The sequence below is a fragment of the Wolbachia endosymbiont (group A) of Volucella bombylans genome (genome assembly GCF_964026965.1).
Classification (GTDB): Bacteria; Pseudomonadota; Alphaproteobacteria; order Rickettsiales; family Anaplasmataceae; genus Wolbachia; species Wolbachia pipientis.
Map to the genome: position 1 here is coordinate 796,572 of NZ_OZ034717.1, position 24,431 is coordinate 821,002.

26 protein-coding genes, 1 tRNA gene and 1 pseudogene are annotated in these 24,431 nt (G+C 34.8%); 18 read left to right on the plus strand and 10 right to left on the minus strand.

What is annotated here, in order from left to right:
• The 4 genes from AAGD51_RS03945 to AAGD51_RS03960 all read left to right on the plus strand — a co-directional run bounded on the left by AAGD51_RS03945 (position 1) and on the right by AAGD51_RS03960 (position 5,050).
• The gene (locus AAGD51_RS03945; RefSeq protein ID WP_010082598.1) at positions 1–576 is read left to right on the plus strand and encodes a PopZ family protein; all 576 of its coding nucleotides are present in this window, start codon (positions 1–3) and stop codon (positions 574–576) included.
• 76 nt (positions 577–652) lie between these two features.
• The gene (locus tag AAGD51_RS03950) at positions 653–1,231 is read left to right on the plus strand and encodes an RlmE family RNA methyltransferase (protein WP_341810377.1); all 579 of its coding nucleotides are present in this window, start codon (positions 653–655) and stop codon (positions 1,229–1,231) included.
• 833 nt (positions 1,232–2,064) lie between these two features.
• Positions 2,065–4,134 carry an ankyrin repeat domain-containing protein gene (locus tag AAGD51_RS03955; protein ID WP_236514336.1) on the plus strand — a complete coding sequence of 690 codons (2,070 nt, stop codon included), beginning with the start codon at positions 2,065–2,067 and terminating at the stop codon, positions 4,132–4,134.
• Between the two features lie 505 nt (positions 4,135–4,639).
• Positions 4,640–5,050, plus strand: a complete 411-nt coding sequence (locus AAGD51_RS03960; protein ID WP_006279870.1) for a DUF3168 domain-containing protein — start codon at positions 4,640–4,642, stop codon at positions 5,048–5,050.
• Positions 5,051–5,121: 71 nt separating this feature from the next.
• On the opposite strand, the gene AAGD51_RS03965 is transcribed toward AAGD51_RS03960, so the two are convergent.
• Positions 5,122–5,954, minus strand: a protein-coding gene (locus AAGD51_RS03965) for an IS5-like element ISWpi1 family transposase (protein ID WP_236514306.1) whose coding sequence is annotated in 2 segments (ribosomal slippage) — positions 5,122–5,585 and positions 5,585–5,954 — 834 coding nt in all. Because the reading frame shifts where the segments join, the coding sequence is not laid out codon by codon here.
• Positions 5,955–6,061: 107 nt separating this feature from the next.
• Between AAGD51_RS03965 and AAGD51_RS03970 the strand changes: the two genes are divergently transcribed.
• The 3 genes from AAGD51_RS03970 to AAGD51_RS03980 are packed head-to-tail and all read left to right on the plus strand — an operon-like array spanning position 6,062 to position 8,663.
• The gene (locus tag AAGD51_RS03970) at positions 6,062–6,844 is read left to right on the plus strand and encodes an RDD family protein (RefSeq protein WP_236514343.1); all 783 of its coding nucleotides are present in this window, start codon (positions 6,062–6,064) and stop codon (positions 6,842–6,844) included.
• Positions 6,845–6,904: 60 nt separating this feature from the next.
• Positions 6,905–7,924 carry a D-alanine--D-alanine ligase gene (locus tag AAGD51_RS03975; protein WP_049973618.1) on the plus strand — a complete coding sequence of 340 codons (1,020 nt, stop codon included), beginning with the start codon at positions 6,905–6,907 and terminating at the stop codon, positions 7,922–7,924.
• Positions 7,905–8,663: a cell division protein FtsQ/DivIB gene (locus AAGD51_RS03980; RefSeq protein WP_006279753.1), complete on the plus strand. Its 759-nt coding sequence runs from the start codon at positions 7,905–7,907 to the stop codon at positions 8,661–8,663. The genes AAGD51_RS03975 and AAGD51_RS03980 overlap by 20 nt, the downstream gene beginning before the upstream one ends.
• 347 nt (positions 8,664–9,010) lie before the next feature.
• Here the strand turns inward: AAGD51_RS03980 and AAGD51_RS03985 are convergent, their stop codons facing one another.
• Positions 9,011–10,393: an IS66-like element ISWen3 family transposase gene (locus tag AAGD51_RS03985; RefSeq protein WP_341810379.1), complete on the minus strand. Its 1,383-nt coding sequence runs from the start codon at positions 10,391–10,393 to the stop codon at positions 9,011–9,013.
• A gap of 465 nt (positions 10,394–10,858) precedes the next feature.
• Between AAGD51_RS03985 and AAGD51_RS03990 the strand changes: the two genes are divergently transcribed.
• The 4 genes and pseudogenes from AAGD51_RS03990 to AAGD51_RS04005 form a co-directional block, all read left to right on the plus strand.
• Entirely contained in the window at positions 10,859–11,965 is a 1,107-nt protein-coding gene (locus tag AAGD51_RS03990; RefSeq protein ID WP_006279754.1) for a D-alanyl-D-alanine carboxypeptidase family protein, read from the plus strand.
• A gap of 99 nt (positions 11,966–12,064) precedes the next feature.
• Complete coding sequence (locus AAGD51_RS03995) at positions 12,065–12,379, plus strand: DMT family transporter (protein WP_006279755.1); 315 nt, start codon at positions 12,065–12,067, stop codon at positions 12,377–12,379.
• A 16-nt stretch (positions 12,380–12,395) separates the two neighbouring features.
• Positions 12,396–12,740, plus strand: coding sequence for a DMT family transporter (locus tag AAGD51_RS04000; protein ID WP_006279756.1), 345 nt, complete (start codon positions 12,396–12,398; stop codon positions 12,738–12,740).
• Between the two features lie 266 nt (positions 12,741–13,006).
• Positions 13,007–13,960: pseudogene (locus AAGD51_RS04005) on the plus strand (transposase); the annotation flags it as partial.
• A gap of 8 nt (positions 13,961–13,968) precedes the next feature.
• On the opposite strand, the gene AAGD51_RS04010 reads toward AAGD51_RS04005, so the two are convergent.
• The 3 genes from AAGD51_RS04010 to AAGD51_RS04020 all read right to left on the minus strand — a co-directional run bounded on the left by AAGD51_RS04010 (position 13,969) and on the right by AAGD51_RS04020 (position 15,841).
• A protein-coding gene (locus AAGD51_RS04010; RefSeq protein ID WP_236514338.1) for an IS630 family transposase occupies positions 13,969–14,980 on the minus strand; the annotation gives its coding sequence in 2 pieces (ribosomal slippage) (positions 13,969–14,517 and positions 14,519–14,980; 1,011 coding nt in all).
• Positions 14,981–14,999: 19 nt separating this feature from the next.
• Positions 15,000–15,278, minus strand: a complete 279-nt coding sequence (locus AAGD51_RS04015) for a hypothetical protein (protein WP_341810380.1) — start codon at positions 15,276–15,278, stop codon at positions 15,000–15,002.
• 188 nt (positions 15,279–15,466) lie between these two features.
• Entirely contained in the window at positions 15,467–15,841 is a 375-nt protein-coding gene (locus tag AAGD51_RS04020; protein ID WP_077188509.1) for a ferredoxin family protein, read from the minus strand.
• 61 nt (positions 15,842–15,902) lie between these two features.
• Here AAGD51_RS04020 and dprA point away from each other — a divergent pair, with 61 nt between their 5' ends.
• Positions 15,903–16,991: a DNA-processing protein DprA gene (gene dprA / locus AAGD51_RS04025; protein WP_236514341.1), complete on the plus strand. Its 1,089-nt coding sequence runs from the start codon at positions 15,903–15,905 to the stop codon at positions 16,989–16,991.
• Between the two features lie 74 nt (positions 16,992–17,065).
• Here dprA and AAGD51_RS04030 read toward each other — a convergent pair whose 3' ends face one another.
• Both AAGD51_RS04030 and AAGD51_RS04035 read right to left on the minus strand, forming a co-directional pair.
• A complete protein-coding gene (locus tag AAGD51_RS04030; protein WP_006279748.1) occupies positions 17,066–17,782 on the minus strand; it encodes a triosephosphate isomerase in 717 nt (238 codons plus the stop codon).
• Between the two features lie 24 nt (positions 17,783–17,806).
• Positions 17,807–17,879, minus strand: a tRNA-Thr gene (locus AAGD51_RS04035).
• Positions 17,880–17,959: 80 nt separating this feature from the next.
• Between AAGD51_RS04035 and rsmA the strand changes: the two genes are divergently transcribed.
• Complete coding sequence (gene rsmA / locus AAGD51_RS04040) at positions 17,960–18,772, plus strand: 16S rRNA (adenine(1518)-N(6)/adenine(1519)-N(6))-dimethyltransferase RsmA (protein WP_077188507.1); 813 nt, start codon at positions 17,960–17,962, stop codon at positions 18,770–18,772.
• Between the two features lie 192 nt (positions 18,773–18,964).
• Here rsmA and AAGD51_RS04045 read toward each other — a convergent pair whose 3' ends face one another.
• Positions 18,965–19,102, minus strand: a complete 138-nt coding sequence (locus AAGD51_RS04045) for a hypothetical protein (RefSeq protein WP_156518046.1) — start codon at positions 19,100–19,102, stop codon at positions 18,965–18,967.
• Positions 19,103–19,330: 228 nt separating this feature from the next.
• Between AAGD51_RS04045 and guaB the strand changes: the two genes are divergently transcribed.
• The 4 genes from guaB to AAGD51_RS07245 all read left to right on the plus strand — a co-directional run bounded on the left by guaB (position 19,331) and on the right by AAGD51_RS07245 (position 21,786).
• Entirely contained in the window at positions 19,331–20,824 is a 1,494-nt protein-coding gene (guaB, locus tag AAGD51_RS04050; protein WP_006279746.1) for an IMP dehydrogenase, read from the plus strand.
• 63 nt (positions 20,825–20,887) lie between these two features.
• The gene (locus AAGD51_RS04055) at positions 20,888–21,022 is read left to right on the plus strand and encodes an IS3 family transposase (protein ID WP_007548354.1); all 135 of its coding nucleotides are present in this window, start codon (positions 20,888–20,890) and stop codon (positions 21,020–21,022) included.
• Positions 21,019–21,153, plus strand: coding sequence for a hypothetical protein (locus tag AAGD51_RS04060; protein ID WP_007548509.1), 135 nt, complete (start codon positions 21,019–21,021; stop codon positions 21,151–21,153). The genes AAGD51_RS04055 and AAGD51_RS04060 overlap by 4 nt, the downstream gene beginning before the upstream one ends.
• Before the next feature lie 462 nt (positions 21,154–21,615).
• The gene (locus AAGD51_RS07245) at positions 21,616–21,786 is read left to right on the plus strand and encodes a DDE-type integrase/transposase/recombinase (RefSeq protein WP_080717647.1); all 171 of its coding nucleotides are present in this window, start codon (positions 21,616–21,618) and stop codon (positions 21,784–21,786) included.
• 129 nt (positions 21,787–21,915) lie between these two features.
• Here AAGD51_RS07245 and AAGD51_RS04065 read toward each other — a convergent pair whose 3' ends face one another.
• Positions 21,916–22,197 carry a hypothetical protein gene (locus AAGD51_RS04065; RefSeq protein ID WP_039964338.1) on the minus strand — a complete coding sequence of 94 codons (282 nt, stop codon included), beginning with the start codon at positions 22,195–22,197 and terminating at the stop codon, positions 21,916–21,918.
• Here AAGD51_RS04065 and secD point away from each other — a divergent pair.
• Entirely contained in the window at positions 22,184–23,539 is a 1,356-nt protein-coding gene (secD, locus tag AAGD51_RS04070; RefSeq protein WP_236514340.1) for a protein translocase subunit SecD, read from the plus strand. The genes AAGD51_RS04065 and secD overlap by 14 nt on opposite strands.
• 16 nt (positions 23,540–23,555) lie before the next feature.
• On the opposite strand, the gene AAGD51_RS04075 is transcribed toward secD, so the two are convergent.
• Positions 23,556–24,341 (minus strand): enoyl-ACP reductase, encoded by a 786-nt coding sequence (locus AAGD51_RS04075; protein WP_006280349.1) that lies wholly within the window; start codon positions 24,339–24,341, stop codon positions 23,556–23,558.
• Positions 24,342–24,431: the final 90 nt, after the last annotated feature.

Sequence of the window (24,431 nt, forward strand, 5' to 3'; positions counted from 1 at the left end):
ATGCATGATGAACAAGGCAATCAATCTGTAAAAGATATCCTAGAAGATATAAAAAAAGCTATATCGGGTAAAAACGCGAGTAACGATAAAGCAGAAATAAAGGATGAAAATGATGATGTGCTATACCTTGAGGAAGAGTATCCAGAAGAAATAGAAGAAGATGGCAAAAAAGAAAATAATGAAAAAGAGGACATTGATAATGATGACCAAAGTGAGGAAATGGCTTGCAACAATAACCAATTTAATGGCCATAGCTACAATTCAGAAGAAAAAAAAGATATTTATTTGTACGATAATATCCAAATGAGTAATAACAAAGCGAGTAATAGCGGCTTACAAGCGCAAAATAACGATCATCTAATTTTAAAAGAGAATATGGAAGAGATCAAAGCGTTGCTTGGAAAAATGCAAAACGAATTACAGCATAAACAACAAAAAAAAGCGAACCTTACTGTTGAAGAATTAGTTACATCTCTTTTAAAACCTCAGCTCTCAGAATGGCTGAATAAATATCTACATGCACTGGTAAAAGAAGTAGTTGAAAAAGAGCTTAAAGATATAATCAATAATAAGTAGGGTATTAGCAATAAAAACTAGAGTAAAGACGGCTAGAGGCAGAAAACTATCTTCAACAAGGTGGCTACATCGTCATTTGAATGATCAGTATGTGCAAAAAACTAGCAAGGATGGTTATAGGTCACGCTCAGCATATAAGCTGGTAGAAATGGATAACAAATTTAAATTATTCCAAGAAGGGCAAAAAATTATTGATCTTGGTGCTTCTCCTGGTGGATGGTCACAAGTTGCATCTCAGAAAGATGCAAATGTAGTTGCTCTTGACGTAAAACCAATGAATGCAATTAATGGAGTAGAGTTTATACAATGCGATATTATCAATGAGCTTGAAATTTTAAGAGAAAAATTCAAGGATCAAAAATTTGATGTAATTTTATCTGATATGGCCCCCGAATCTTGTGGTTTAAAATCGTTGGATCATATCAGAATTATGCTTTTATGCGAAGCAGCGCTCAATTTTGCAAAGCATTTCTTGAGTCATGGTGGCACGTTTGTAGCAAAAATTTTCCAAGGAGAATCTGATAAAGATTTTTGTAACGAGCTAAAAAAAATGTTTAAAACAGTAAAATACTTTAAACCAAAGTCAAGTAGATCTGAATCTACAGAAATGTATTTGGTAAGTTTAGGCTTTATTGGCAGCAAACCTTCTATATAATATTAATCCAGGTAGTCCGCAGAAACAAAAAACTTACTTGACAAACTCCGCCAGCCCCCTTATCATGAAACTGAAGCTATTTATTTATCTTCTCTGTACAGATTAAATGACAAAAAAACTCACGTATCTGGCGTCCCATGTTTAATTTTTTGCACTATGTGCACCTTATGTCTTTATAAAATTTCTAGGTTTTTACCTAATATAAGCTGAAATGCGCTATTTAAAACATCAAAAAACGCCGATTTAAAAAATGGATAGTGAATAACTAGCTACCCTAGGGTTTCTTTTGCCTTTTTTTCTGTTTAGTAAATTTCTTAATGTTTATAATTTAGATTAGTTGCGGCTTAAAAGCAACTAAATCGCGGTTATTAAGCGTTTAGAATAAAAAAACGCCATACTTGAAAGTATAATGTAAGTAATTAGCCAACCACGAGGCTTCTTTTGCCTTTTTTTTCGTTTGGTAAATTCCTTAATGTTTATAGCTAAACGACAACCGTCATCCCGCTACTTGTTAGCGGGATCTATGTTAAGGTATGACGGTTAAGTAACTCGTCATCCCGCTACGTGTTAGCGGGATCTGGAGATACCGTGACGGTATGATGAGGGAGAACAGTTAGCGGCTGAGATACCGCGAATGAATCGCGGTATGACGGTTCGCGGTGGCATGATGTAGGACTGCTGTGACACCATTATAGAGTGAACCAGTGTCAGCTACTTGGATGACAGACAAGAAAATGTTTATGACTAATTTTTAGATCAAACATGGAATTTCGACAAACTTAACTTTTTTGTGAGACTGTTCAGCAATAATAAATAAATTGAGAGGAAAGGTTATGGCAATAAAAAAGGAAAAGTTTTTTGAAATAATAAATGAGGTAAGCAAGAGTGAAGGTTTAAATGAGAATAATTTACTTGAAAGAATAGGAAGTGAGCTAAAAGATGCAGACTCAATAGTATATAGCACTTATAACAATTTGAAGATAGATAAGATGTTCAGTATATTAGATTCAGACAAAATTGTAAATTATATGTTGGTACATCTTGCTGTGGAATGTAACAGTGTACCAATAGTAAAACTCCTACTAGCAAAGGAAGCAAAAGTTAATGAACCAATATATGAACTTGATGAAGCTAAGTCTAAGCTAACTGCTTTGCACATTGCTGCTTTGCATGGTCATCAAGAGATAGTTCAGCTTTTATTGAATAATGACGCAAATCCTTTACTAAAAGATAGTCAAGGCCGAACTCCAAGGGATATTGTCGGTGATGTAAAAGGTAAAAAGGCTATAATAGAAATGTTAGAGGAAGGAGAACAACGTTATGCTGAGGCAGGAGCTACGAGAAGACAAAATAGACAAGGCACTTTACCGCAGCCTAATAATAAAACTCCAGGAAATTTAGCTGTGAACGGAAATAACGCAACTGCTGCAGTGCAAGCATGTAATGCAAGAGATCAGGAAGAGAACAACGGAACTACACCAAACAACAGAAAAATCTATGTACAAGATGAGGATGAACAGACTTCTTCAAACTCAATCGTTAATGAAAACAATACAGACAAAGTAGATGATACATTAGAAAAAGAACAGGCTATAAGAGAAAGAGATGCTATGGCGCAAAAGTTGCAAGAGGCAGAACAAAGACTTGCCAATAATCAGAAGCGCATAGAACATAATGACTTGCACAGTCAACATCCAGAGCAGTATACTACATATAATGGGGAACAGATCTTTTTAAATAAAAGTAATAGTGGCGATAGTGGAATATATTTTGATGCAGATGAATCTGAAGCTTTAGACCAATCTATATTAGAAGATGGAGAAGACATTAATGCACAAGATAAAGATGGCGTGACCCCTTTACACTATGCTGCTGCAAAAAGCGCTAAAGAATCAGTAAAACTTTTGATAAAACGTAAAGCAAATATTAATGCACAAGATAAAGATGGACATACCCCTTTATATTTTGCTGTTGCAAATGACAATAAAGAATTAGCAAAACTTTTGATAAAATATGGAGCAGATCGCTCATTGATAAAGGATGAAGACCTAATAGATAGACTAAACAGTATGTGTGATCAGCCATCTGAGGTTGTACCTAGTACCTTTTCTCATTCCAAAACACACAACGCAACGGAAACTCCAGAAAAAGCAGAAAAGGTTGAAAAACGTAAAGCTAAGTTAAAAGAATTACGTACTCAGCTAAAGGATGAGCAGAAAAAGAATGAATTGCTAAAACAAAAAATACAAGATCTAGAAAGTAAAAACACAACACTTGAGGGTGGACTAGGAAAAGCGCAAAAGGAACTAACAGAATTGAGAAATTGTGTCACTGAACATGAGACTAAATTGGAAGTACTGGAGAAACTCAATGAAGAGAATGAATCACTAGAACAAAAAATACAAGATCTAGAAAGTAAAAATACAACGCTTAATAGCGAATTAGAAGAAAACGAAAATAAGCATTCTAAAACAAAAGTGTTGTTAGAAAAAGCGCAAAAGGAACTAGCAGAATCAAAAAGTTGTATAGCTAGACATGAGACTAAGTTGAAACAATTCAATAAAGAGAATGAATCACTAACACAAAAAATAAGAAGTCTGGAGAATGAAAACACACCACTTGAGGGTGAACTGGGCAAAACTAAAACAAATGAAGTGTCACTAGAAAAAGTAGGAAAAAGACAATTTTCCCCAAAAGTTGCCTACGCGAGCCTTGCAGCTATGTTAGCAGTAGGTGCTGCTCTTAGTATTGCTTCCGGATTGTCTGCTCTATTAATAGTTGCAGCTTCTGTGGTATCTGCATTGATAGCTGGTGGCATTACATACACAATATCAAAACCCATCGCTCCTGACACTGAATTGAAAGAAGTGGATATTCAAGGTTCAGCACAACGGTGTTTGTAAAACTTAGCACCCACAGTTGTACGAACATTGCAATTTGCAGATGCAAGTAGCTGCACTGGAATCCCAAAAAAGGATGATGTCATTCCAGTGCTTGACACTGGAATGGCTTTGTTGCATCGCTACTTATGAAAGGCTAACTATAGTTAGGATTATAAGCAACCTATTGAAAATCTTGTTTTTTTGCAATCAATCTGATCAAATTTAAGAATAGTAATTTGTTATTTATATTAATAAATTTAATTCTATTGAAAATAGCTAAAGCATTGAAATTCTTGAATTTTAGCCAGATTAGTGAGTGGTAGTGAAATTTCTTTTACTCAAATTTAGGTATTCACTGACCGTTCTTGTTATAAATACCAGAATAATAAGCTACTGATATTCCCTATCTTTTTTATCTTTAATCCATCATAGCTAGCGATGCAACAAAGCCATTCCAGTGTCAAGCACTGGAATGACACCATCTGCCACCTGCAAATTGCAATAGCCGTGTCTGTGAGGGTTAATTATGGAAAAAATTCAAGCTATAAATGAGTTGTACAATAGCATTTATGCAGCACTAAAGGCAAATTCTGATTTAAGAAAATATGTTACTAACATTTATGACTACTTACCTAAACAGGTCACCATTCCTTACCTAAGATTGCGCGTAGTGAATTATAATAACCTGCATATGCTGTCCAATTTTGCTACAAAGGCAAGATTTTCATGCGACATATATACCCATCATATAGGCAGTATGTTTGCCATTATAAGGCATATTAACTTGATACTTAAGAGCATTGAAGGTTTTAATAATGAGGCCATTTTAGAAAGTAATTGTGCTATGGATCAACACGATGAAATTTTACATTCAACAATTAATTTTGATATTTTAATAAAAGGAGGTGATAATGAGCAAATTACAGCTAAAAATTAAAGATCATGACAATAATTTTATTGTGTTAAATAATATACGAAACCTAAGAGGTTGTCCGGAAACTAGTAAATTCAAGCATATTCCCTCTTTAACATAACCCTACTCATAGCTAGGTATATGAAATTCTCAGTGGATGTTGTGAGTAAATCATACTCCTTCGATAGCCTTCTATTCCTATTAACCCAAGCAAAAGTCCTTTCTACAACCCATCTTCTTGGCTGTACTTTAAACCCTTGTTCTCTTGTTGGTAGTAGCTCAGGTGGCGTATCTTTGTGCACCCAAAATCTACATGGAGGCCTTGTAACAATTTCAATATCTATGTCATATTCTTCCTTTATGTGATTCTTTAAATTTCTTCCTTGGTATCCCATGTCAGCCCACATTTTTTTAACTTTAGTATATTTTGTTCTCATATTGTTTAATGCTATTTTAATACCATCTCTATCATTTTCGTTAGCAGCGCCTACGTAACAACCTAGTATAAAACCCTGAGTGTCTGTAATTATATGCCTTTTTCTACCCTTTACTTTTTTACTTCCATCATAGCCTTTGATCCCCCCTTTTCTGTAGTCTTTACAGATTGACTATCTACTATACAGGCACTCGGCTGCTCATTCCTTCCTATTTTTCTTCTACTATATTTTGTAATTTCATAATTCATTTTCTCAAAAATTCCCTGCTTCTTCCATTGCCTGAACTGCTCATACACAGTCTTCCATAGCGGAAAATCATTTGGTAAATACCGCCATTGACACCCTGTACGCAATACATAGAAAATTGCTTCTAATATTTCTCTTTTGCTATACTTTGGCGGCCTTCCTCCTTTCTTGTATGATACTCTGAAGTGTTTTTCTATTCTTGCCCATTCCCTTTCGCTTAGATCTGTTGGATACTTTTTTCTCATCTTTACCCCGTACTAAAATTTCAGATATTATAGCCTTTTACTTGTTTCCGGACAACCTCTTAGATATATTATTGAAAGATTTAGTATATATAGCATTGGAAGTATTAATGATAACAAGACTTGGTTGGACTCCAGGAAAGTTGCTACTTGGTATATACATAAAAGATGCAAACACACTTAAAAACGCTGCTTTAATGCAAGTAGTGATGAGAAGCACTCTCAAGGCACTTTTGTGGGTACCCACCTACATTTCTGAGTGGTTTTTTATTTTACCAATATTGGTTCTAATGTTTGCAATATTTGATAAGCGCAAGCAGCTTTTCTACGACAAAATTACAAAAACAGTAGTAATGGATTATAGGTCTGAAGCATGCTACCCAAAATTAAACTATGTATATGTGGGAATAACTAGGCGTGTGTTAGCGCATATTATTGACAGTCTTATTATTAAGGGAATTCCTTTATTCTGTTTGATTCTTGTAAGAGTGGTTTTTCACATTGCTAGACCTAAATTATTAATTATACGTATTTGCTTATCTTTTTTGCTATCGATAGTATTCGGAGTATTCATGATAAGAAGATTTGGTGGTACTCCAGGACAATTGTTATGCGGTATTAATATCAAAGATGCAAATACACTTGAAAATGTTACTCTAGTGCAAGCAATAGTTAGGCATATTTCATTTGAAGTTATTTGCTTCCCCATATTCATCACGAGAAGGAAATTTTTTGATAAGTATACCTCTGAATGGTGGTTTGATCCTTTATTAGGCTTAATCTTTATGACCACAATACTAATTTTCATATGTGCAATATTTGACCAACGCAAGCAGTTTCTTCATGATAAAATTGCAAAGACAGTGGCAGTAGATTATAAACCTCCAAGCTAACTTTCCCTTCTGTTTACAAGGTTCATATATGTAGTTATAATTAATAAGGTTCTTCTAAGAGTGCCCATGGTTCCAACTATAGCAATTTTAAGTGGTGGATTTTCTTGTGAGAGAGAAATATCACTTATGAGTGGAAGAGCAGTAAAGAAGGCACTTGATAGCCTTTCATATAATGCAATAGAAATAGATGTTGACAGCAACATTGCTGAAAAGCTTAAAAAAATTAATCCGGGCCTTGCTTTTATCGCTCTGCATGGACCTTATGGTGAAGATGGCTGCATTCAAGGTTTATTGGAAATCTTAGGTATAAAATATACACACTCAGGAGTTATGGCTTCTGCTGTTGCTATGAACAAGGCAATGTCAAAGCATATATTTTGGTCCCTTAGTATTGATACTCCAAAAGGTTATGTAATTAGCCGAGAAGATCTACTAAAAAATAATATTAAAATTGATTATCCGTACGTCTTAAAACCAATTAATGAAGGCTCTAGCATCGGAGTACATATTGTTTCCTCACATGAGGATTATTTAAAACTGAAATTTGATGTCATTCCAGCGCGTGACCAGGAAAAAAAAACAGTATCTGGCTACTTGGATGACAAGGAAGGAGCTACTTCTATGACAAAAGATTTGATGATCGTAGAAGAATACATACCGGGCATAGAGTTACATACTGCTGTATTGCTGGATGAAGCAATTGGCACTATGGAAATACGACCAAAAAATAAATTCTATGATTATGAAGCAAAGTATACAGATGGATTTGCAGAACATATATTTCCTGCTGAAATTCCTGACAATATATATAAAATGACCTTGGAACACGCACTGAAAGTTCATCAATTTTTAGGATGCAAAACTATTTCCCGCTCAGACTTTCGTTATAATCCCAAGAATAACACTTTAAAAATGCTTGAGATTAATACACATCCTGGCTTTACTGAGTTATCGTTAGTGCCAGAAATTGCAAAATTGGCAAAAGGAATCAATTTTAATGAATTAGTTAAAATTATTATTGAAGATAGTTTGCAGCACAAAAATATTAGGGATTTAAGTCATGTTGAGCAGTATTACTAGAAGCCAAAGGAGTTTTTTGCGTAAGTGTGCCTTGGTTATTATCACAGCACTTTTTCTTACGCTAATACTTTACAGCTCACTTGATAAAATAATAAATCGATTTAATTACTACTTTACTTGGTATAATGACTGCCTATCTAGTTTATTACTCAGTAGTGGATTTTCAATCGACGAAGTAGTCGTGAGCGGCAATAAATTTACAAACAAAAAGGATATTCTAAGTTTGACAGATAGAACGCAACCTATCCTGTATATATCACTTTCAAAACTTGCCGGTAACATACAATCCGTAAGCAGGTGGATAAAACACGTAAGAGTTCACAGAATTTTGCCCAATACTCTACGCATTAATATAGATGAGCATAAACCGTTTGCTCTCTGGAAAGATAATAACAAAACCTCGGTAATTGATTTCGAAGGCAAAGTGATCGTAGATAACTATCCAGTAGATGATCTTGTTGTAATTACAGGACAAAACTCGTTATCAAACCTAGAATTTGTTAGAGATGTGTTAGAGAGTAAAACTCAATTAAGTGACCACATTTCTTCTTTTGCTTATATAGGGAATAGAAGATGGAATATCATACTTGATAACGATTCCACAGTAAAACTGCCTGAAGATAACCCTTATAGTGCATGGGAATATTTAAACCACTTGCAAAATACAACTGATTTTACTTTCAGCGATTGGAGTATTATTGATATGCGTATTACTGATAAAATCTTTGTGAAGAGGTGATCTGCTGTCATCCAAGCAGCGGGATACTTAACCGTCATACCGCGATTCATTCGCGGTATTCAGCCGTTAACAAGCAGCGGAATGACAGCAATCCTACGTCATACCGCGATTCATTCACGGTATCTCTTGGCATAGATCCCGCTAACACGTAGCGGGATGACGGTTGTCGTTTAGCTATAAATATTTAAGAAATTTACCAAACGAAAAAAAAGGCAAAAGAAGCCCCGTGGTTGGCTAATTACTTACATTATACTTTCAAGTATGGCGTTTTTTTATTCTAAACGCTTAATAACCGCGATTTAGCTGCTTTTTAATGCAACTAACCTGTATCCGTTCAGGAGAGTGGTTTAAGAAACAATAGATAGGAGATTTTGGAAAGGATTGAGACCCCTTTGTTTCCAAGTTAAGTATAATGAAATTATCCGCTCAAGGAATGTATTTCCCCGCTTTGATTGTGTAAAATATGAGTTTTTGCGATAAACGACATAATGCCGAATTTGCCGTTCAGCGTGGTTATTTGTCAGCGGAATATTTTCTGGGTCATCTAAAAATTTCCACATCATTCTTTCAGATCTCAGAACATTTTTTGCAACTCGAGAGGCTCCAATTGCTTCAGGTAAACGAGATATCTCCTTCAAGTAATACTTTGTACGTTTTCTTAATTTTCTGGCACGTCTGACAAACCTCAAAACATCTATCTCACTTTTTAGTAAAGCTTTTTTTAGTGCAAATAATTCAGTGGCCACGTTTCTCAAGTAACAACCCAGAACTTTAACTTCAATATTCCAACTATGTGCTAATCTTTCAAAATCTCTTGATAAATGTGCCCAACAGATTTGCCTGTTTTTATCGGCAAAATAACTGTATGCTGCATACCTGTCAGTTATTACCAAGCTATTGCGATTGCAGAATTTACTATTTTGTAAAACTTTCATTCCTCTTGACTCTGTAAATTTTACAAAACTTGCCGTATTGCTTGCAAACATCCAACACCAAGCGAGTTTACCTTTGTTATAATGGCTCGTTTCATCAATATGTAGAACTTTACTCCTACTTATCTCTTGTTCGATCTGCTCATACATTTTTTTGCATTTTGAAGCAACTCTATGTTCACTATTTGATATGCTACCGACGCTTATGTTCAAATTGAAGATATCATTTACGACACTCGCTATTTCGCGTTTTGAATTTTTGTAGAATCCGCTGAACGCTGCAATTATTGACTTAACCCTTGGACCAAATGTATCTGGCGTAACACCTTCCGGTAACTTGCTACTTCTTCTCTTTCCGCATCTCCGACAACGGCCATGTTCTAACTGATATTCCACTACATAAGGCTTGATTTCTGGAAGATCAACTTTCTGATGAATATATGGTTTTTCACATATTGCAATTTCTCCTCCGCATTCGCAAGTATTAGGCAACTCTATCTTTACTACTTTATCTGCATCCATGTTGGCGCGAAAACTTCCTTTATGACCAACCTGACCGCCAATATTCCTTTCGCTTTTCGGCTTATTCTTTTTTATTTTATACAACTCTTTGGAACTTGGTATTGATGAATTTTTTGAGCTTAAACCGAGTCTTTCTCTTAACTCAGCATTTTCTATCTTTAAAGCCTTATTTTCTGCTTTTAAACTTTCATTCTCTTTTTCCAATCTTTCTATTTTTGCTTCTAACCTTTCTATTTTTTGCTGTAAATTTTTGCAAAGTTCTAAAAGGTTTACCATATTATTTCACTTTTGCTCTATGATTATCTTTTTAGATCACCTTGTCTACCTTATTCTGCCACTCCGCTGAACGGATACACTAACCTTTAGTCATAAATGTTTAAGAAATTTACTAAACAGAAAAAAAGGCAAAAGAAACCCTAGGGTAGCTAGTTATTCACTATCCATTTTTTAAGTTGGCGTTTTTTTATGTTTTAAATAGCGCATTTTAGCTTATATTAGGTAAAAACCTAGAAATTTTATAAAGACATAAGGTGCACATAGTGCAAAAAATTAAACATGGGACGCCAGATACGTGAGTTTTTTTGTCATTTAATCTGTACAGAGAAGATAAATAAATAGCTTCAGTTTCATGATAAGGGGGCTGGCGAGGTTTGTCAAGGAATTTTTATGCAAGAGATCTATTGAAATGCCCCTGTAAAATTATACTATTAATTAGTGCACTGTAAATTTAAAATTATAGATATGTTAAGCAGATTGGTAATTTTGCTATTAGTTTTTATACTTCCTTTTTCTTCATACTCATACCAGTTTAGAACCAAAGCAAAGCAAGCAGTAGTCTTAGATTTAGCTTCAGACTCATTCATTTTTGACCATAATTCTGATGAAAAAATGGCCCCATCTTCAATGAGCAAGCTAATGACTTTATATATAGCCTTCGATTATCTAAAAGCTGGAATAATACACATGGAGGATAAATTTCGAGTAAGTAGAAAAGCGTGGGAAAGGAGAGGCTCTTCTATGTTTTTGAAAGAAGGTCAATCCGTTACGGTGAGGGAATTACTTGAAGGAATTACAATAGTCTCAGGCAATGATGCCTGCATAACACTAGCCGAGGGCATTGCAGGATCAGAAGAGAATTTTGTGGCTGAAATGAATGAAGTTGCACAAAATTTGAATCTGAATGACAGTCATTTTGTCAACTCAAGCGGGTGGCCAGATGAAGATCATTTTATGAACGCAAAAGACTTGGTAATGCTGGCAAAAAGGATTTTCACCGATTTTCCTGAATATTATGATTTATTTTCTGAACAATATTTGACATATAATGAAATTGTACAAAAGAATAAAAATCTTCTACTTTTTCACGACATTGGGGTTGACGGTTTAAAAACCGGTTATACAAATGCTGGTGGTTACGGCATTGTAGCATCTGCAAAACGAAATGATAGGAGAATTTTTGCTGTCGTAAATGGCTTAAACACTGAGAAAGAGCGAATAGAAGAAGCAAAAAGACTGATACAATACTCCTTAAATCATTTTAACACCAAGAAAATATTCGCTAAGGATAGCGTAGTTGAGGAAGTAAATGTTCTCTATGGAAAAGATAAAAAAGTGCCTATTACAGTTGCAAACGATGTTACCATAACTTACAACCGCAAATTGCATGACCAAATTAAGGTGCGTATTGAATATAAAGATATGATACCTGCACCCATTAAAAAAGGTCAAGAAGTGGGCGAAGTTTTTGTAGAAATACCAGGTATTGAGCAACAAACTACACCACTTTATGCAGCAAATGACGTGCAGGAATTGAATTTCGTAGAAAAGTTTTTTAGGATGTTGTTTTAAGTTTGATATTAAAGCAATTTCGAAAGAGAGATCTATTGCACTTTAGTGTAGTTTTAACTAACAATTTCTGTTACAATACAAGATTGAAGTGTTACGAAAATGTGCTGGTTATATTTGTTGCTGTCTAGTATCCTAGAGATACTGTGGGCTGTAACACTAAAGTTTAGTAACAGTTTTACTAAAGTTGTGCCTTCGATTGCAACATTGGTAATTATGATCATTAGCATTTATTTTTTATCTCTTGCAGCATGCTTTCTACCTATTAGAGTATGCTATGCAGTTTCCTCTGGAATATGCACAATTGGAATAACTATAATTGGTGCAACCACTTTCACAGAGAATATTAATTTATATCAAGTTTTATGTATCGTTTTAATTGTAATAGGAACCATAGGGCTAAAGCTCTCTATTTAAACCTAAAAATTTATGCATGAATTGGATATATTTACTCTTATCGTCACTAATTGAAGTGTTCTGGGTCATAACACTTAAGCATAGTTATGGATTTACTCATCTCGTACCATCAATAATTAGCATACTCTCCATGGCTCTTAGTACATATTTACTTTCGCTCGCTACACGTTCTATACCTATCGGAGTATGCTATGCAATTTGGACTGGAGTGGGCGCTATAGGAGCTTCGATACTTGGAGTTTACCTATTTGATGAACCAGTTAATTTATTCGAAGTAATATGCTTTATTTTAGTTACATTCGGGATTATAGGATTAAAATTGTTTGATACTGCAAAACAAACTGTTGATAAAATGGAATAAAAGATCCCACTGGGATGAAAGAAGCAGATACTCCATATTGTCATGCAAATTGGAATCCAGACTTTTTTCTATATAGCATGGTGAAGACGGGAAACCGTAACCGTTCACACAATGGCGTCAACTTAAGGAAAAATGTCAGAGATTGTGTATAAAATTTCTCTCTAAATTTTTTATCATTAAATTATCCAAAGAGTGCAAGGGACAGCACTTTTGTTTCTATTTTATTGCAACAAAAAAGTTTAAAATGTGTCTTTTTTAGGTGAGGCATGCAAAAAGGAAAAGATCTTATCTTACAAATTAAAAATGCAATATACTCGAAAACTTTTCAGAAAATCCATTGTGTTGAGTTTTACACGAACAAGAAAACTTCCTTTTTCGACAGTATTTTCTATGATTTTAAAGTTAGTTAAAAAAAGTTTGGGAATAGAATGTGAACTTATGGAGCCATTGACATGTACCCTCAAAGCAAGCTTTTTCTAAAGCAAGGTATAAGATTTGCCATACAGGCTTTCAAGAATTTAAGCATCCAAACAGCCTATCAGGATGAACCTGAGTTGGAGAGGCTATAGACTTATTGCAGCAGATGGTTCTGGTATGAGATTACCCAGCTCTGGGGAAATTGTATCCGAGTTTGAACCAAATGGAACAACAGGCACCATTGGCAATTTGTTTGTTGATTTGTGTACTTCGCTGATTTGTAGTGCTCGTCTTGCAGCTTGGAATATAGGTGAACAAACGTTGGCGGCAGAGCAATTACCCGAAGTTATCACTCAAATGCGTTTATTAAATCAAGAGAAATTATTATTTATCTATGATCGTCTTCAGTAAAATTCATTCAGCAGCATTATGATTTGGAAGTAGATTTTATTTTTCGCTTGCAAAAAAGAAATTATAGTAAGCTATGGGAACGCTGGCGAATTAGATTTTGATTTTATATTAGAAAATGAAAAGCTAAAAAATAAAATGAAAGGACAGAAAGTAAGAGTTATAGTGCTGACATTAGCCAACTGAGAAACAGAGTTTTTGACCGAGACTTTGGAGCAAAGCTTATGTGTTAAGGTGGCACATAGAGGAAACGACTCAAAGTAGGAGCAGAGTTAGAGAATTTTTCTGGAGAGGCTGTATTACAAGAATTTTGGGCAAACTTGGTCATGTGCAATATATTATCGCTTCATATGTGTGATGCACAAGGGCCTTGGAACCCAGATCAAATTACTGATACCAATTCTCATTGTTGTCCAGTCAAATAGGAAACATTGCAGAGTTGTTTAATTGTGGAGCTGGCAAGAGAAGTAATAAATTTGCACAAAGCACCCTCAAGTAGAGCAATTGTATCGTATATTTTATTGCGCAAAATGTTCTGTTTTATATATAACCAAAGCCTCTCAACAGGATTTAGCTCAGGTGAGTATGGAGGTAGGTATATAATGTCGATATTTTTAGGTACCTTTAAATTTTTTGACCTATGCCAACTAGCACAGTCCATAACGAGAAAAGCCTCTCGTGTTTCTAGATATTGCGAAATTTGCTCAAGAAATATGTTCATGCAATCAGTGTTGACATTTGGTGCAAATAAGCTAGAACTCTCTCGATTTCTAGGATTAACTGCACTATAGAGATAGAAATTTTGCCTACCTAATTTTGTTTTAACCTGTGTTCTAATCCCCTTTTTAAACCACCCATGTCCAACTTTTGAATGTGTGCCAAACCATGATTCATCAAAGAAAAATAGCTCTTTTTCTGGATACTTGCTAATAGCTCCATTGAGATTTTTTTTTGAATTCCTCTTGTTTGCTTTTATCTTGTCCATTATGAACTGGTCTTGGTGTAATATATGAGAATTTCATCTTTTGCATATGGCGGTGTACTGTAGATTTGCTGATATTTAATCCGAACTTTTCCTGGATTCTTATTCTCATTTCTTTAATGGTGATATTAGGATTTTCTTCTATCCACTCTTCAATTTGCTGTAGTTGAGCCTGATTTAATTTAGTTTTTCTACGACGTTGTGAAGGAGCAAACAGTTTTTCTTCTCTGCCAATTTTCAAGAGTTTTACCCACGAAGTTAGTGCGCTTCTTGAAATGCAATATATTTTTGCTACAGCCGTTATACTGTACTTTTTTGCTGCAATTACAGCATTTAGTTTTTTTGAAACATATGCATTATTCCTTACTTTCTTCAGCATTTCTTTTGCTGATTCTACTACTTTTTCATCCAATAATTTTGATCTTAATGCCATTTAAACCTCGCTATTTTACTTACTTCAGTATGGCTTTTCTTCCATCATTGTCCATCTGTTTGCCCTGTAATGGGAATTGGTATAAGTCTTCTAATATTTCATATCGCTCTGATATAAGGTCACTATTAGTGTCAATATCAGGAAAGACATAATTAAAAACATCGGCAAGGGGCTCTCCTGATAATATGAATAAAATTAATAAATAAAATAATGAATAACAGACTAGGAATATAATTTGGTCAACTATATAAGCTGCAGCACGCTTAGTTATTCCCGCATATTTTACTTTAATATCCATTTTATACCCCATATGATCCGTCTAATGTACCTATTAACAGTTAAATAGCAGTAAAATTGCTGTATTACTATTTGTATTCTCAAGTAAACTAGTTATGCTATCAAGGACATAAACAATACAGCCACTTTCAGCAATGCAAAACAATAATTGTGAGATACAAGAGAAATTTTCTTTTTCCTTCAGTAGCATTATTCTAAATTTTCGTCAAAATAAGCTGTTTTATCCTTTTTTTCCTTATACTCTTCTGCAGTATAGAGAGGTTGCTTCTTAGCTGTGATATTTGGCCATTTTTGTGAGTATTCTACGTTTATGTTGTAAAATGATTTGAAGATTTTTTGTTCACTGTTCAGTAACTCTTCATCTAGTTCTAAAATATCTTTTATGGAATCATCAGTTACAATTGCATCTACTGGACACTCAGGTATGCACACTCCGCAATCAATACATTCATCTGGGTTAATCACGAGCATGTTTTTACCTTCATAGAAGCAGTCAACGGGACATACTTCCACACAGTCCGTATATTTACATTTTATGCATTTATCTGTAACAAAATGCGTCATAAAACACTGTATATTTGCATTATCTTGGGTACACTAAATTGATAAGAAATTCAAGCCTTTTATGAAGATAAATAAATTGAACAACAAAGAATTAGAAGTATGGTTAAGCTTGGCTAGAACTATAGGACCAACAAAGTTTTTTAGTATACTAAGAACACATGGATCGCTAGATGAGGTGCTAAAATATCTCAATAGGGTGGCTAATAATAAGGTGTATGGCATTCAAGATGCACGAGAAGAAATCAATAATGCAGAAAGAATTGGAGCTAAAATTATACCCGCATGTGACCCAGATTACCCTGATCTTTTAAGAAATATCTCTAGTTGTCCTCCTGTAATAACTGCGCTTGGTGATATATCATTATTAAGCCGTGAGATAATTGCAATAATCGGTGGGCGTAACTCTTCAATGAATGGAAGAAATTTTGCCAATAAGTTGGCACTTGATTTAAGCGAAGCTGGTTTTGTTATCGTTTCTGGACTTGCAAAAGGAATCGATACTGCAGCAAACAGTGTAATATACAAAAATCATCCCACTATTGCTGTTACAGCAAGCGGAATTGATGTGGTGTACCCAAAAGAAAATTTTGATCTATACAAAAAAATCACCGAGAATGGTGGATTAGTAGTTACTGAGCTTCCATTTGCTACTAAACCAAAGCCTCAGTATTTTCCTCAAAGGAATCGAATTATATCTGGTCTATCGCTGGGTGTTGCAGTGATTGAAGCATCGAAACGTTCTGGCTCTCTAATAACAGCAGATTTTGCTTTAAATCAAGGGAGAGAGGTGTTTGCAGTTTCTGGTTTCCCTTTAGATTCACGCTGTAGTGGTAGTAATTATTTAATTAAAAACGGTGCTAAGCTTATCGAATCCGCTGATGACATAATAGAGAGTATTAGGTTTAGTTTACCTCCGCAGCAAAAAAACCTATTTGATGTTGAGCACCATTTTGTTAACCAAAAACAAGAAAAATTACAACAGGCAAAATCTGTTATAGTTGATCATATTAACTCTGTACCTGTTGATATAGATGAACTTATATTAGCAAGCGGACTTTCTACCAACATAGCTCTAATGGCTCTTTTGGAACTAGAGTTGGAAAACAAAATAGAGCGTTCACCGGGGAATAAAATATCGTTAATTTTCTAGATTACTTTAGCTATACTAGATGCTCGTACAGACATATGCTTGACACTGGAATGATGCCATTTGTTATAGGATTCTTAGTTGCTGATTTTAGAATTGATAAGAGAAAACTTTTTTTCAACTTGTTGTATAATTTTATAAAAGTGATCGAAATCTAAGCTTGCACTGCCAATTAAAACTCCTGATAAATTTGAAATATTTAACAAATTTTCTATATTTTCTGAACTGACTGAACCACCATATATAATGTGTTTTTTACTAGTACACAATTTTATTACCTCTATCACCTCAGCAATTGCATCATTATTTGGCACATGACCTGTGCCTATTGCCCATATTGGCTCATATGCTACGGTATATTCACCGTGTATTGGCAAGCGGTTTTTGCATTGATATTCTATTACTTCTTTCTTATAATCTTCTGAATTTTCACCCACACAGATAATTGGGTGTAAGCCTGATTCTATTGCTATTTCCGACTTAAGTTTTATTTCACTATCTTTTTCATTAGCCCTTTCAGAATGCCCAAGTATTACGTAAGTACACCCTAGTTCTTTTAACATTTCTGCACTAATTTCACCTGTGTAAGAACCGAACTTTTTATGATGGCAATTCTGTGCTCCTATATTAATATTATTGTTCAACTCTATACTGCTTGGAAATGACGTAAAAGGAGGGCAAATCACTAGCTTAGAGGTAATTTCGTTGCTCTTGTTGTTAAGTTTGCCTATAAAGTCAACAAATGAAGAACGCATTCCATTCATTTTCCAATTTGCTACTATTAAAAAGGACATCAACTTTACTTATATGGGCGAGAGTGCCGGCTGTCGGACTTGAACTGACAACCTACTGATTACAAGTCAGTTGCTCTACCAATTGAGCTAAGCCGGCGTTAAACACATTAATAATATACAATTATCAATGAATTTTCGTCAACTAATTTTTATAAAATACTGTATAATGAAAATAATATGAGAAAATTTTTACTGAAGCCAAAAAAGAGTCTAGGGCAAAATTTTATTTTATCGAGTGAGATAACAAAAAAAATAGTCGCTTTAGCTGGTAGTCTGGAAAATTTTAATGTCATTGAAATTGGTCCTGGATATGGTGCATTAACAAGAGAAATATTGGTGCATAATCCAAAGTCTCTACTTTCTATAGAAAAAGATAGAGATTTAGTAAAACACCATGATCAACTGCTAAATGAGCATCAAGGAAAGTATAAAATTATAGAAGCAGATGCACTGCACGTTATAGAAGAAGAGCTGATAGAACGTCCAGTTAAAGTTATTGCTAACTTGCCTTACAATATCTCGGTAGTGTTATTTTTAAAGTGGTTAAATAATATAAAATTTTTTACGAACTTGACATTAATGTTTCAAAAAGAGGTAGCAGATCGCATTACGGCAAGACCCAATTCTAAAGATTATGGTTCCTTATCAGTGCTAAGCCAGTTACTATGTGATATAAAAAAGGAATTTGATATTGAACCTAAAGAGTTTTTTCCAAGACCAAAAATACATTCTTCAGTAATTACAGTAAATCCTTTGCCTATCCCAAAATTTGCAGTAAATTTGGAAACCTTAACAAGATTAACACGTGCTGTTTTTTCTCAAAGAAGAAAGATGCTGAGAAATAGCTTGCAAAATATAACGAACCACGCTGAAACTGTCCTTGAAAACGCTAAATTGAGTGGAAATGAACGTCCAGAAAACTTAACTATTGAGCAGTTCTGTTTGCTGGCAAATAATGTAGAATGCTTATTGTGCAATAAAATATATTAGCAGCTATATATTCTGGTATCTCTTCTATCCCCTAAAAACAGTGAGAGCTATACGACAGAGCCACACCGGCTTCTATAGCTCCGCTTCTGTCATCCTATGGCTTACTGTACGAACATTGCAATATGGCACATAGTAAACGATGTCATTCCAGTCTGGAATCCAGCTTTTTCATAATCATTAAAACGTTGTATTTTAACATAAAACGGCTACTTTTATACTTAATAAAATTCCTGGATCCCAGTGTCTGGGCACTGGGATGACATCATAGGGACACTGGAATGACATCATAGGAGGCTTGGATGACACCTTAACGATTTGAAGAACCGTCATCCCGCTGCTTGTTAGCGGGATCTAGAGATACCGCGAATGAATCGTGGTATGACGTAGGGAAACCTTTCTTGGGTTAGCTATAGAATGCTTATTCTGCAATAAAATGTATTAGCAACCATATAGCTTTTCTATCTCCTAAAAACAGTTAGAGCTATACAATTAAAGGCTCCTAGCTAATTTTGCCTATTGCAATTTAATTAATTGGCGTATAAGCTTTAAATAAAGCCTATGAAAAAAATGGAAGCTTGTTATTCGTTTGACGATATACTTCTTTTGCCAGCCTATTCTAATATATTGCCTTGCGATGCAGATACAAAAACTTATTTAACAAATAGTATAGAACTAAATATCCCTCTCATATCCTCTGCAATGGATACTGTTACTGAATCGGGCTTTGCAATAGCTATTGCCCAACATGGAGGGATAGGTTGCATACATAAGAATTTATCAATAGATGAACAAGTTTTAGAAGTAAGAAGGGTGAAAAAATATGAAAGTTGGATCGTGTATAACCCAATTACGATTTCACCGGATAAAACAGTTGCGGAAGCAATTTCATTAATGAGAGAGCACAATTATTCTGGCATTCCTGTAGTCGATCAACGCAAGTTAGTTGGAATTTTAACTAACCGAGATGTGAGATTTATTGAAGACCAGAACATGAATGTAAAAGTTTCCGAAGTGATGACAAAAGATAAGTTAGTGACAGTGCGGGAGCAGGGAGTGAATAGTGCCTCAGCAATGAAATTGTTGCATGAAAATAGAATAGAAAAGCTTTTGGTCGTAGATGAAAATTCTTGTTGTATAGGTTTAATTACGGTTAAAGACATTGAAAAATACAATAGATACCCAAATTCATGTAAAGACAGTAAAGGGCGTCTCAGAGTTGCCGCTGCAATTGGCACTGGTAAAAAAGATGGTATAGACAGATGTGAAGCTTTGATCGGAGAAGAAGTTGATGTAGTTGTTGTGGATACTGCTCACGGTCATTCCGAAAACGTTATCAATACCATTAGGGAAATAAAAAAGATGTATCCTAATACGCAATTAATTGGCGGAAACATTGCAACAAAGGAGGCTGCTGAAGCGTTGATTGATGCGGGTGTTGATGCAGTGAAGGTCGGAATAGGACCAGGATCAATCTGTACAACCAGAATAGTTACAGGTGTTGGTGTGCCACAATTCTCTGCAATCAAGAATGTTGCAGAGGCGTGTAGAGCAAGAAACGTCAGACTAATTGCTGATGGTGGGGTAAAATACTCAGGAGATGTTGCAAAAGCTATTGCAGCTGGTGCTGACTCTGTGATGATTGGTTCGATTTTTGCTGGCACTGACGAAAGCCCAGGTGAGATTATTATGTATAAGGGCAGAGCATATAAAGGCTATCGAGGAATGGGATCTATTAGTGCAATGAAACGAGGTTCAGCTAGCCGTTATTTTCAAGATAAAGATTCAAAACTCAAATTAGTTCCACAAGGAGTGGAAGGAAGAGTTCCATTCAAAGGTCCAGCTTCAGGAGTAATCCATCAATTGATTGGCGGATTGCAAGCTGCAATGGGGTATACTGGTAATAGGAATATAGAAGAGATGAAAAAAAATTGTAAATTTGTTACTATTACTGCATCAGGATTAAGAGAGAGTCACGCTCATGATATAGTCATTACACAAGAAGCTCCAAATTATGCTTATCAAGCGTCCAATTTGTCAACCGATTCGGAGTAGTCCAGAAAAAGTAGAGAGAAAGTTAAGACGTTTTTGGAGTAAAATAAAACGTTTTTTCAAAATATGACAAATAGAAGAGAATATACAGCAGAATTCAAATTAGAAGCTGTTAAGCTGGTTAAAGAAACAGGTCAAGCAAGTACAAAAATAGCAAAAGATCTAGGTATAGATGGCAGTATGTTAAGTAAGAAAATATGATGGAAAAATGTCTGGAGCATACGCATTTCCAGGCAAAGGCTCCTTATGACAAAGAAAGATTTGATCTAAAAAAAGAGCTAATAAGAGAAAGAGACATCTTAAAAAAAGCCCTGGGCAAAGAAAAAGAGTAAAGTATTCTTTTATATAGAAATTGCTATAAAACACAGGAACTATGTAGGGTTTTGTACTGGTGGTATGGGTTGCTAAGGAAAAAAGCAGTAAAGAATTAGCAAAAGAAGGGCTTCTAGCAGATATTCAAAAAATACATCAAGCATTCTAAATGCAGATATGGAGCCCCTAAAATTCACGCTGAATTAAAAGCTTTAGGCAAAAATTAAAACAGTACAAAGTGTTATGCAAGAAAATGGCATTAAAACCAAGCTTAGACGAAGGTTCAAAAATAAAAAACAGCAAATAAGCAACCGAGTTGTGGCTCCGAACACATTGGATCAAAATTTTACTACTGATCAGCCAAATAAAGTTTGGGATTACCTACATAAAAACTAAAGAAGGTTGTTGGCGGCAATAATTGACCTATATTCACGCATGGTGGTTAATGAGTAACATGATAATTAGTTATAGATTCTTTATTGATGGCCGTTGATAAACGCAAACCCGATAAAAATCTGCTGTTACATAGCGATCAAGGGTCACAGTATACCTCTCAAAATTACCAATTTCTATTGAATACAAAAAACATCATTTCCAGCATGAGCCATAAGGGCTGTTGTTACGATAACTCTGTTGCAGAAAAGTTCACTTAAAAGGGAGCTGCTTATTGATACTTCTCGCTCAACAAACCAGAACTGCCATATTTGAATACATAGAAATCTTTTATAACAAATAACGTAGACATTCTACTATTAACTATTGCATTCCTGCACAATTTATTCTCATGATAAAAACGTCTTAACTTTCTCTCTACTTTTTCTGGGTAAGGTCAAATAGAGAATTTTACAAAAATCTATTTTTAACTTACAATCAATTATTACAATTTTAAACCTACAACTTATGTACAACAGACTTATAGTCAAATCTTTTTCAGTATTATGCATCTGTTTATTTGCTTTATACATAACACTGCCAAATTTCTTTGATAATAAGCTTTTTATTTCGAAAAAAAGAATAAACTTAGGCCTTGACCTGAAAGGAGGGGCATCTTTGCTTTTAAACATAGACTTAGACTTCTATTTTAAGGAAAAGCTAAGCATGCTAGCTAACGAAATAAAAGAGACATTGCTAACAAAAGATATTGAATCTAACGTACAAAATAGCGTTATAACTTTAAATAATATTGATGATTATAAAAAAGCATCTGTGTTGATTAATGCGATAAATCCAAATTTAGAGCTAAATAGAAAAGATTCTTCAATTCTCATTTCGTATAAACCCCATTATAAAAATTCTTTGATCAGTGAAGTAGCTGCAGAATCAATAAACAATGTCCAGCGCCGTTTGGACAAACTTGGCACAAAGGAAGTCAGCGTTCAAAAACAAGGGCAGAATAAAATATTAGTGCAGGTGCCTGGAGTAGAAGATACCAAGCAGATAAAATCTCTGCTTGGCAAAACTGCTAAGCTAGCTTTTCATTTGGCAAACACTAACATAGCCAAGGTGCAGGATATAGACCATGAAACCACTGTCATGCTCAAGGATTCTTTAGGTAATTCTTATCCAATATTCCGCAAAACTGAAATAGGTGGTGATTCGCTGGTTAACGCATCAGTTAGATTTGGTCACTTAGGTAAACCAACAGTGCATTTTAAATTTGACAGCATAGCGAGTAAAAGATTCGCAAAAATCACTAAAGAAAATGTGGGAAAACCTTTTGCAATTGTTCTGGATAACACAGTCTTAACAGTACCTACAATACGTGAGCCAATTTTAAATGGAGAGGGAGAAATTAGCGGTAATTTCACTGAAAAACAAGCAAGCGAACTTGCAATACTTTTAAAATCTGGAGCACTGCCAGCACCACTTAAAATAATTGAAGAAAAAAACATTGGCCCAAGTCTTGGAGAAGAGTCAATAAAGGCAGGGGAAATGGCAGCAACAATCTCTATTATAGCCGTGGCTTTATTTATAATCATCACTTACGGCAAATTAGGTGTATTGGCCTCTGTTGCACTTTTTTCTAATGTAGTTCTTATATTATCAATTCTCACTCTGCTTGAAGCAACTCTAACTTTACCTGGAATTGCCGGTATTGCACTCACTGTCGGTATGGCGGTGGATGCAAATGTTTTAATATTTGAGCGAATTCGTGAGGAAATCAAATCTGGCAAGAGAGTGGAACGTGCTATTGAAGAAGGGTTTAAAAACGCTATAAAGACAATACTGGATTCAAATATCACTACATTAATTGCTGCAGGAATAATGTTCATTATTGGCAGTGGAGCAATAAGAGGCTTTTCTGTTACTCTATCAATAGGAATTTTATGTTCGATGTTTTCTGCAATCACAGTCACAAAACTCCTGATAGAGTTGTGTATGAACCCGAAGGAACTAGCGCTTTGAATTAAGGATTTAGATCTCAGTCAACCACCTTCATTCCCACAACGTTATATCCTGAATCAACGTGCAAAATTTCTCCAGTAGTGCCACTACTTAAGTCGCTTAATAAGTATAACGCTGCCTTGCCAACATCCTCTATTGTAACATTGCGTCTGAGCGGAGAGTTATTTCTATTCCATTCTGATATGGAGTGAAAATCGCTTATTCCAGAAGATGCTAAAGTTCTGATTGGACCAGCGGAAATTGCATTTACTCTGATATTTTGTGGCCCGAGATCACATGCTATATATTTTACACTTGCTTCAAGTGCCGCTTTACATAAACCCATAACGTTATAATTTGGCATAACTTTTTCAGCGCCATAATAAGATAAAGTAAGTAAACTACCACCATTTGACATCATTTTTTCAGCCCTTTGCGCTAAAGCAGTAAAAGAATAGCACGATATATGCATTGCATTGAGGAAGTTATCCAGTGAAGTATTGACATATTTACCATCTAACTCATTTTTATCGGAGAATGCTATTGCATGCACCAAAAAGTCAAGAGTACCCCATTTTTTCTCTATTATTTCGAAAGCGTTATCTATGATTTTTTCATTTGAAACGTCGCAGTGTAATATTAGCTCCACATTTAGTTCATCTGCTATTGGTGATAGTTTTTCTTTTATTATTTCATTCTGGTAGGTGATTGCAAGTTCTGCTCCGTGCTCTGAGAGAGTTTTTGCTATACCGTATGCTATTGATCTCTTATTTATTATTCCGGTTATTAATCCCTTTTTGCCTTGTAATAGACTTGTCGTCATAGAACTATCTGTTTTTTTATAATTTGGAATATTAACTAGGTAAAGTCAAGATATCACTATGTTTTAAAATATTTTTTGCAGTAACTTGAA

Excerpts from the sequence above, each read along its gene's own strand:
- rsmA (WP_077188507.1), top strand. The coding sequence starts at position 17,960 with ATGAGAAAATTTTTACTGAAGCCAAAAAAGAGTCTAGGGCAAAATTTT.
- AAGD51_RS04055 (WP_007548354.1), top strand. The coding sequence starts at position 20,888 with ATGACAAATAGAAGAGAATATACAGCAGAATTCAAATTAGAAGCTGTT.
- AAGD51_RS04075 (WP_006280349.1), bottom strand. The coding sequence starts at position 24,341 with ATGACGACAAGTCTATTACAAGGCAAAAAGGGATTAATAACCGGAATA.
- AAGD51_RS03990 (WP_006279754.1), top strand. The coding sequence starts at position 10,859 with ATGTTAAGCAGATTGGTAATTTTGCTATTAGTTTTTATACTTCCTTTT.
- AAGD51_RS04000 (WP_006279756.1), top strand. The coding sequence starts at position 12,396 with ATGAATTGGATATATTTACTCTTATCGTCACTAATTGAAGTGTTCTGG.
- AAGD51_RS04065 (WP_039964338.1), bottom strand. The coding sequence starts at position 22,197 with ATGTTTAAAAGCAAAGATGCCCCTCCTTTCAGGTCAAGGCCTAAGTTT.
- dprA (WP_236514341.1), top strand. The coding sequence starts at position 15,903 with ATGAAGATAAATAAATTGAACAACAAAGAATTAGAAGTATGGTTAAGC.
- AAGD51_RS04045 (WP_156518046.1), bottom strand. The coding sequence starts at position 19,102 with ATGACGGTTCTTCAAATCGTTAAGGTGTCATCCAAGCCTCCTATGATG.
- AAGD51_RS03955 (WP_236514336.1), top strand. The coding sequence starts at position 2,065 with ATGGCAATAAAAAAGGAAAAGTTTTTTGAAATAATAAATGAGGTAAGC.
- AAGD51_RS04030 (WP_006279748.1), bottom strand. The coding sequence starts at position 17,782 with ATGTCCTTTTTAATAGTAGCAAATTGGAAAATGAATGGAATGCGTTCT.
- AAGD51_RS03945 (WP_010082598.1), top strand. The coding sequence starts at position 1 with ATGCATGATGAACAAGGCAATCAATCTGTAAAAGATATCCTAGAAGAT.
- AAGD51_RS03980 (WP_006279753.1), top strand. The coding sequence starts at position 7,905 with ATGTTGAGCAGTATTACTAGAAGCCAAAGGAGTTTTTTGCGTAAGTGT.
- guaB (WP_006279746.1), top strand. The coding sequence starts at position 19,331 with ATGAAAAAAATGGAAGCTTGTTATTCGTTTGACGATATACTTCTTTTG.
- AAGD51_RS03970 (WP_236514343.1), top strand. The coding sequence starts at position 6,062 with ATGATAACAAGACTTGGTTGGACTCCAGGAAAGTTGCTACTTGGTATA.
- AAGD51_RS04015 (WP_341810380.1), bottom strand. The coding sequence starts at position 15,278 with ATGGATATTAAAGTAAAATATGCGGGAATAACTAAGCGTGCTGCAGCT.
- AAGD51_RS04020 (WP_077188509.1), bottom strand. The coding sequence starts at position 15,841 with ATGACGCATTTTGTTACAGATAAATGCATAAAATGTAAATATACGGAC.
- AAGD51_RS03985 (WP_341810379.1), bottom strand. The coding sequence starts at position 10,393 with ATGGTAAACCTTTTAGAACTTTGCAAAAATTTACAGCAAAAAATAGAA.
- AAGD51_RS04060 (WP_007548509.1), top strand. The coding sequence starts at position 21,019 with ATGATGGAAAAATGTCTGGAGCATACGCATTTCCAGGCAAAGGCTCCT.
- AAGD51_RS03960 (WP_006279870.1), top strand. The coding sequence starts at position 4,640 with ATGGAAAAAATTCAAGCTATAAATGAGTTGTACAATAGCATTTATGCA.
- AAGD51_RS07245 (WP_080717647.1), top strand. The coding sequence starts at position 21,616 with ATGGCCGTTGATAAACGCAAACCCGATAAAAATCTGCTGTTACATAGC.
- AAGD51_RS03995 (WP_006279755.1), top strand. The coding sequence starts at position 12,065 with ATGTGCTGGTTATATTTGTTGCTGTCTAGTATCCTAGAGATACTGTGG.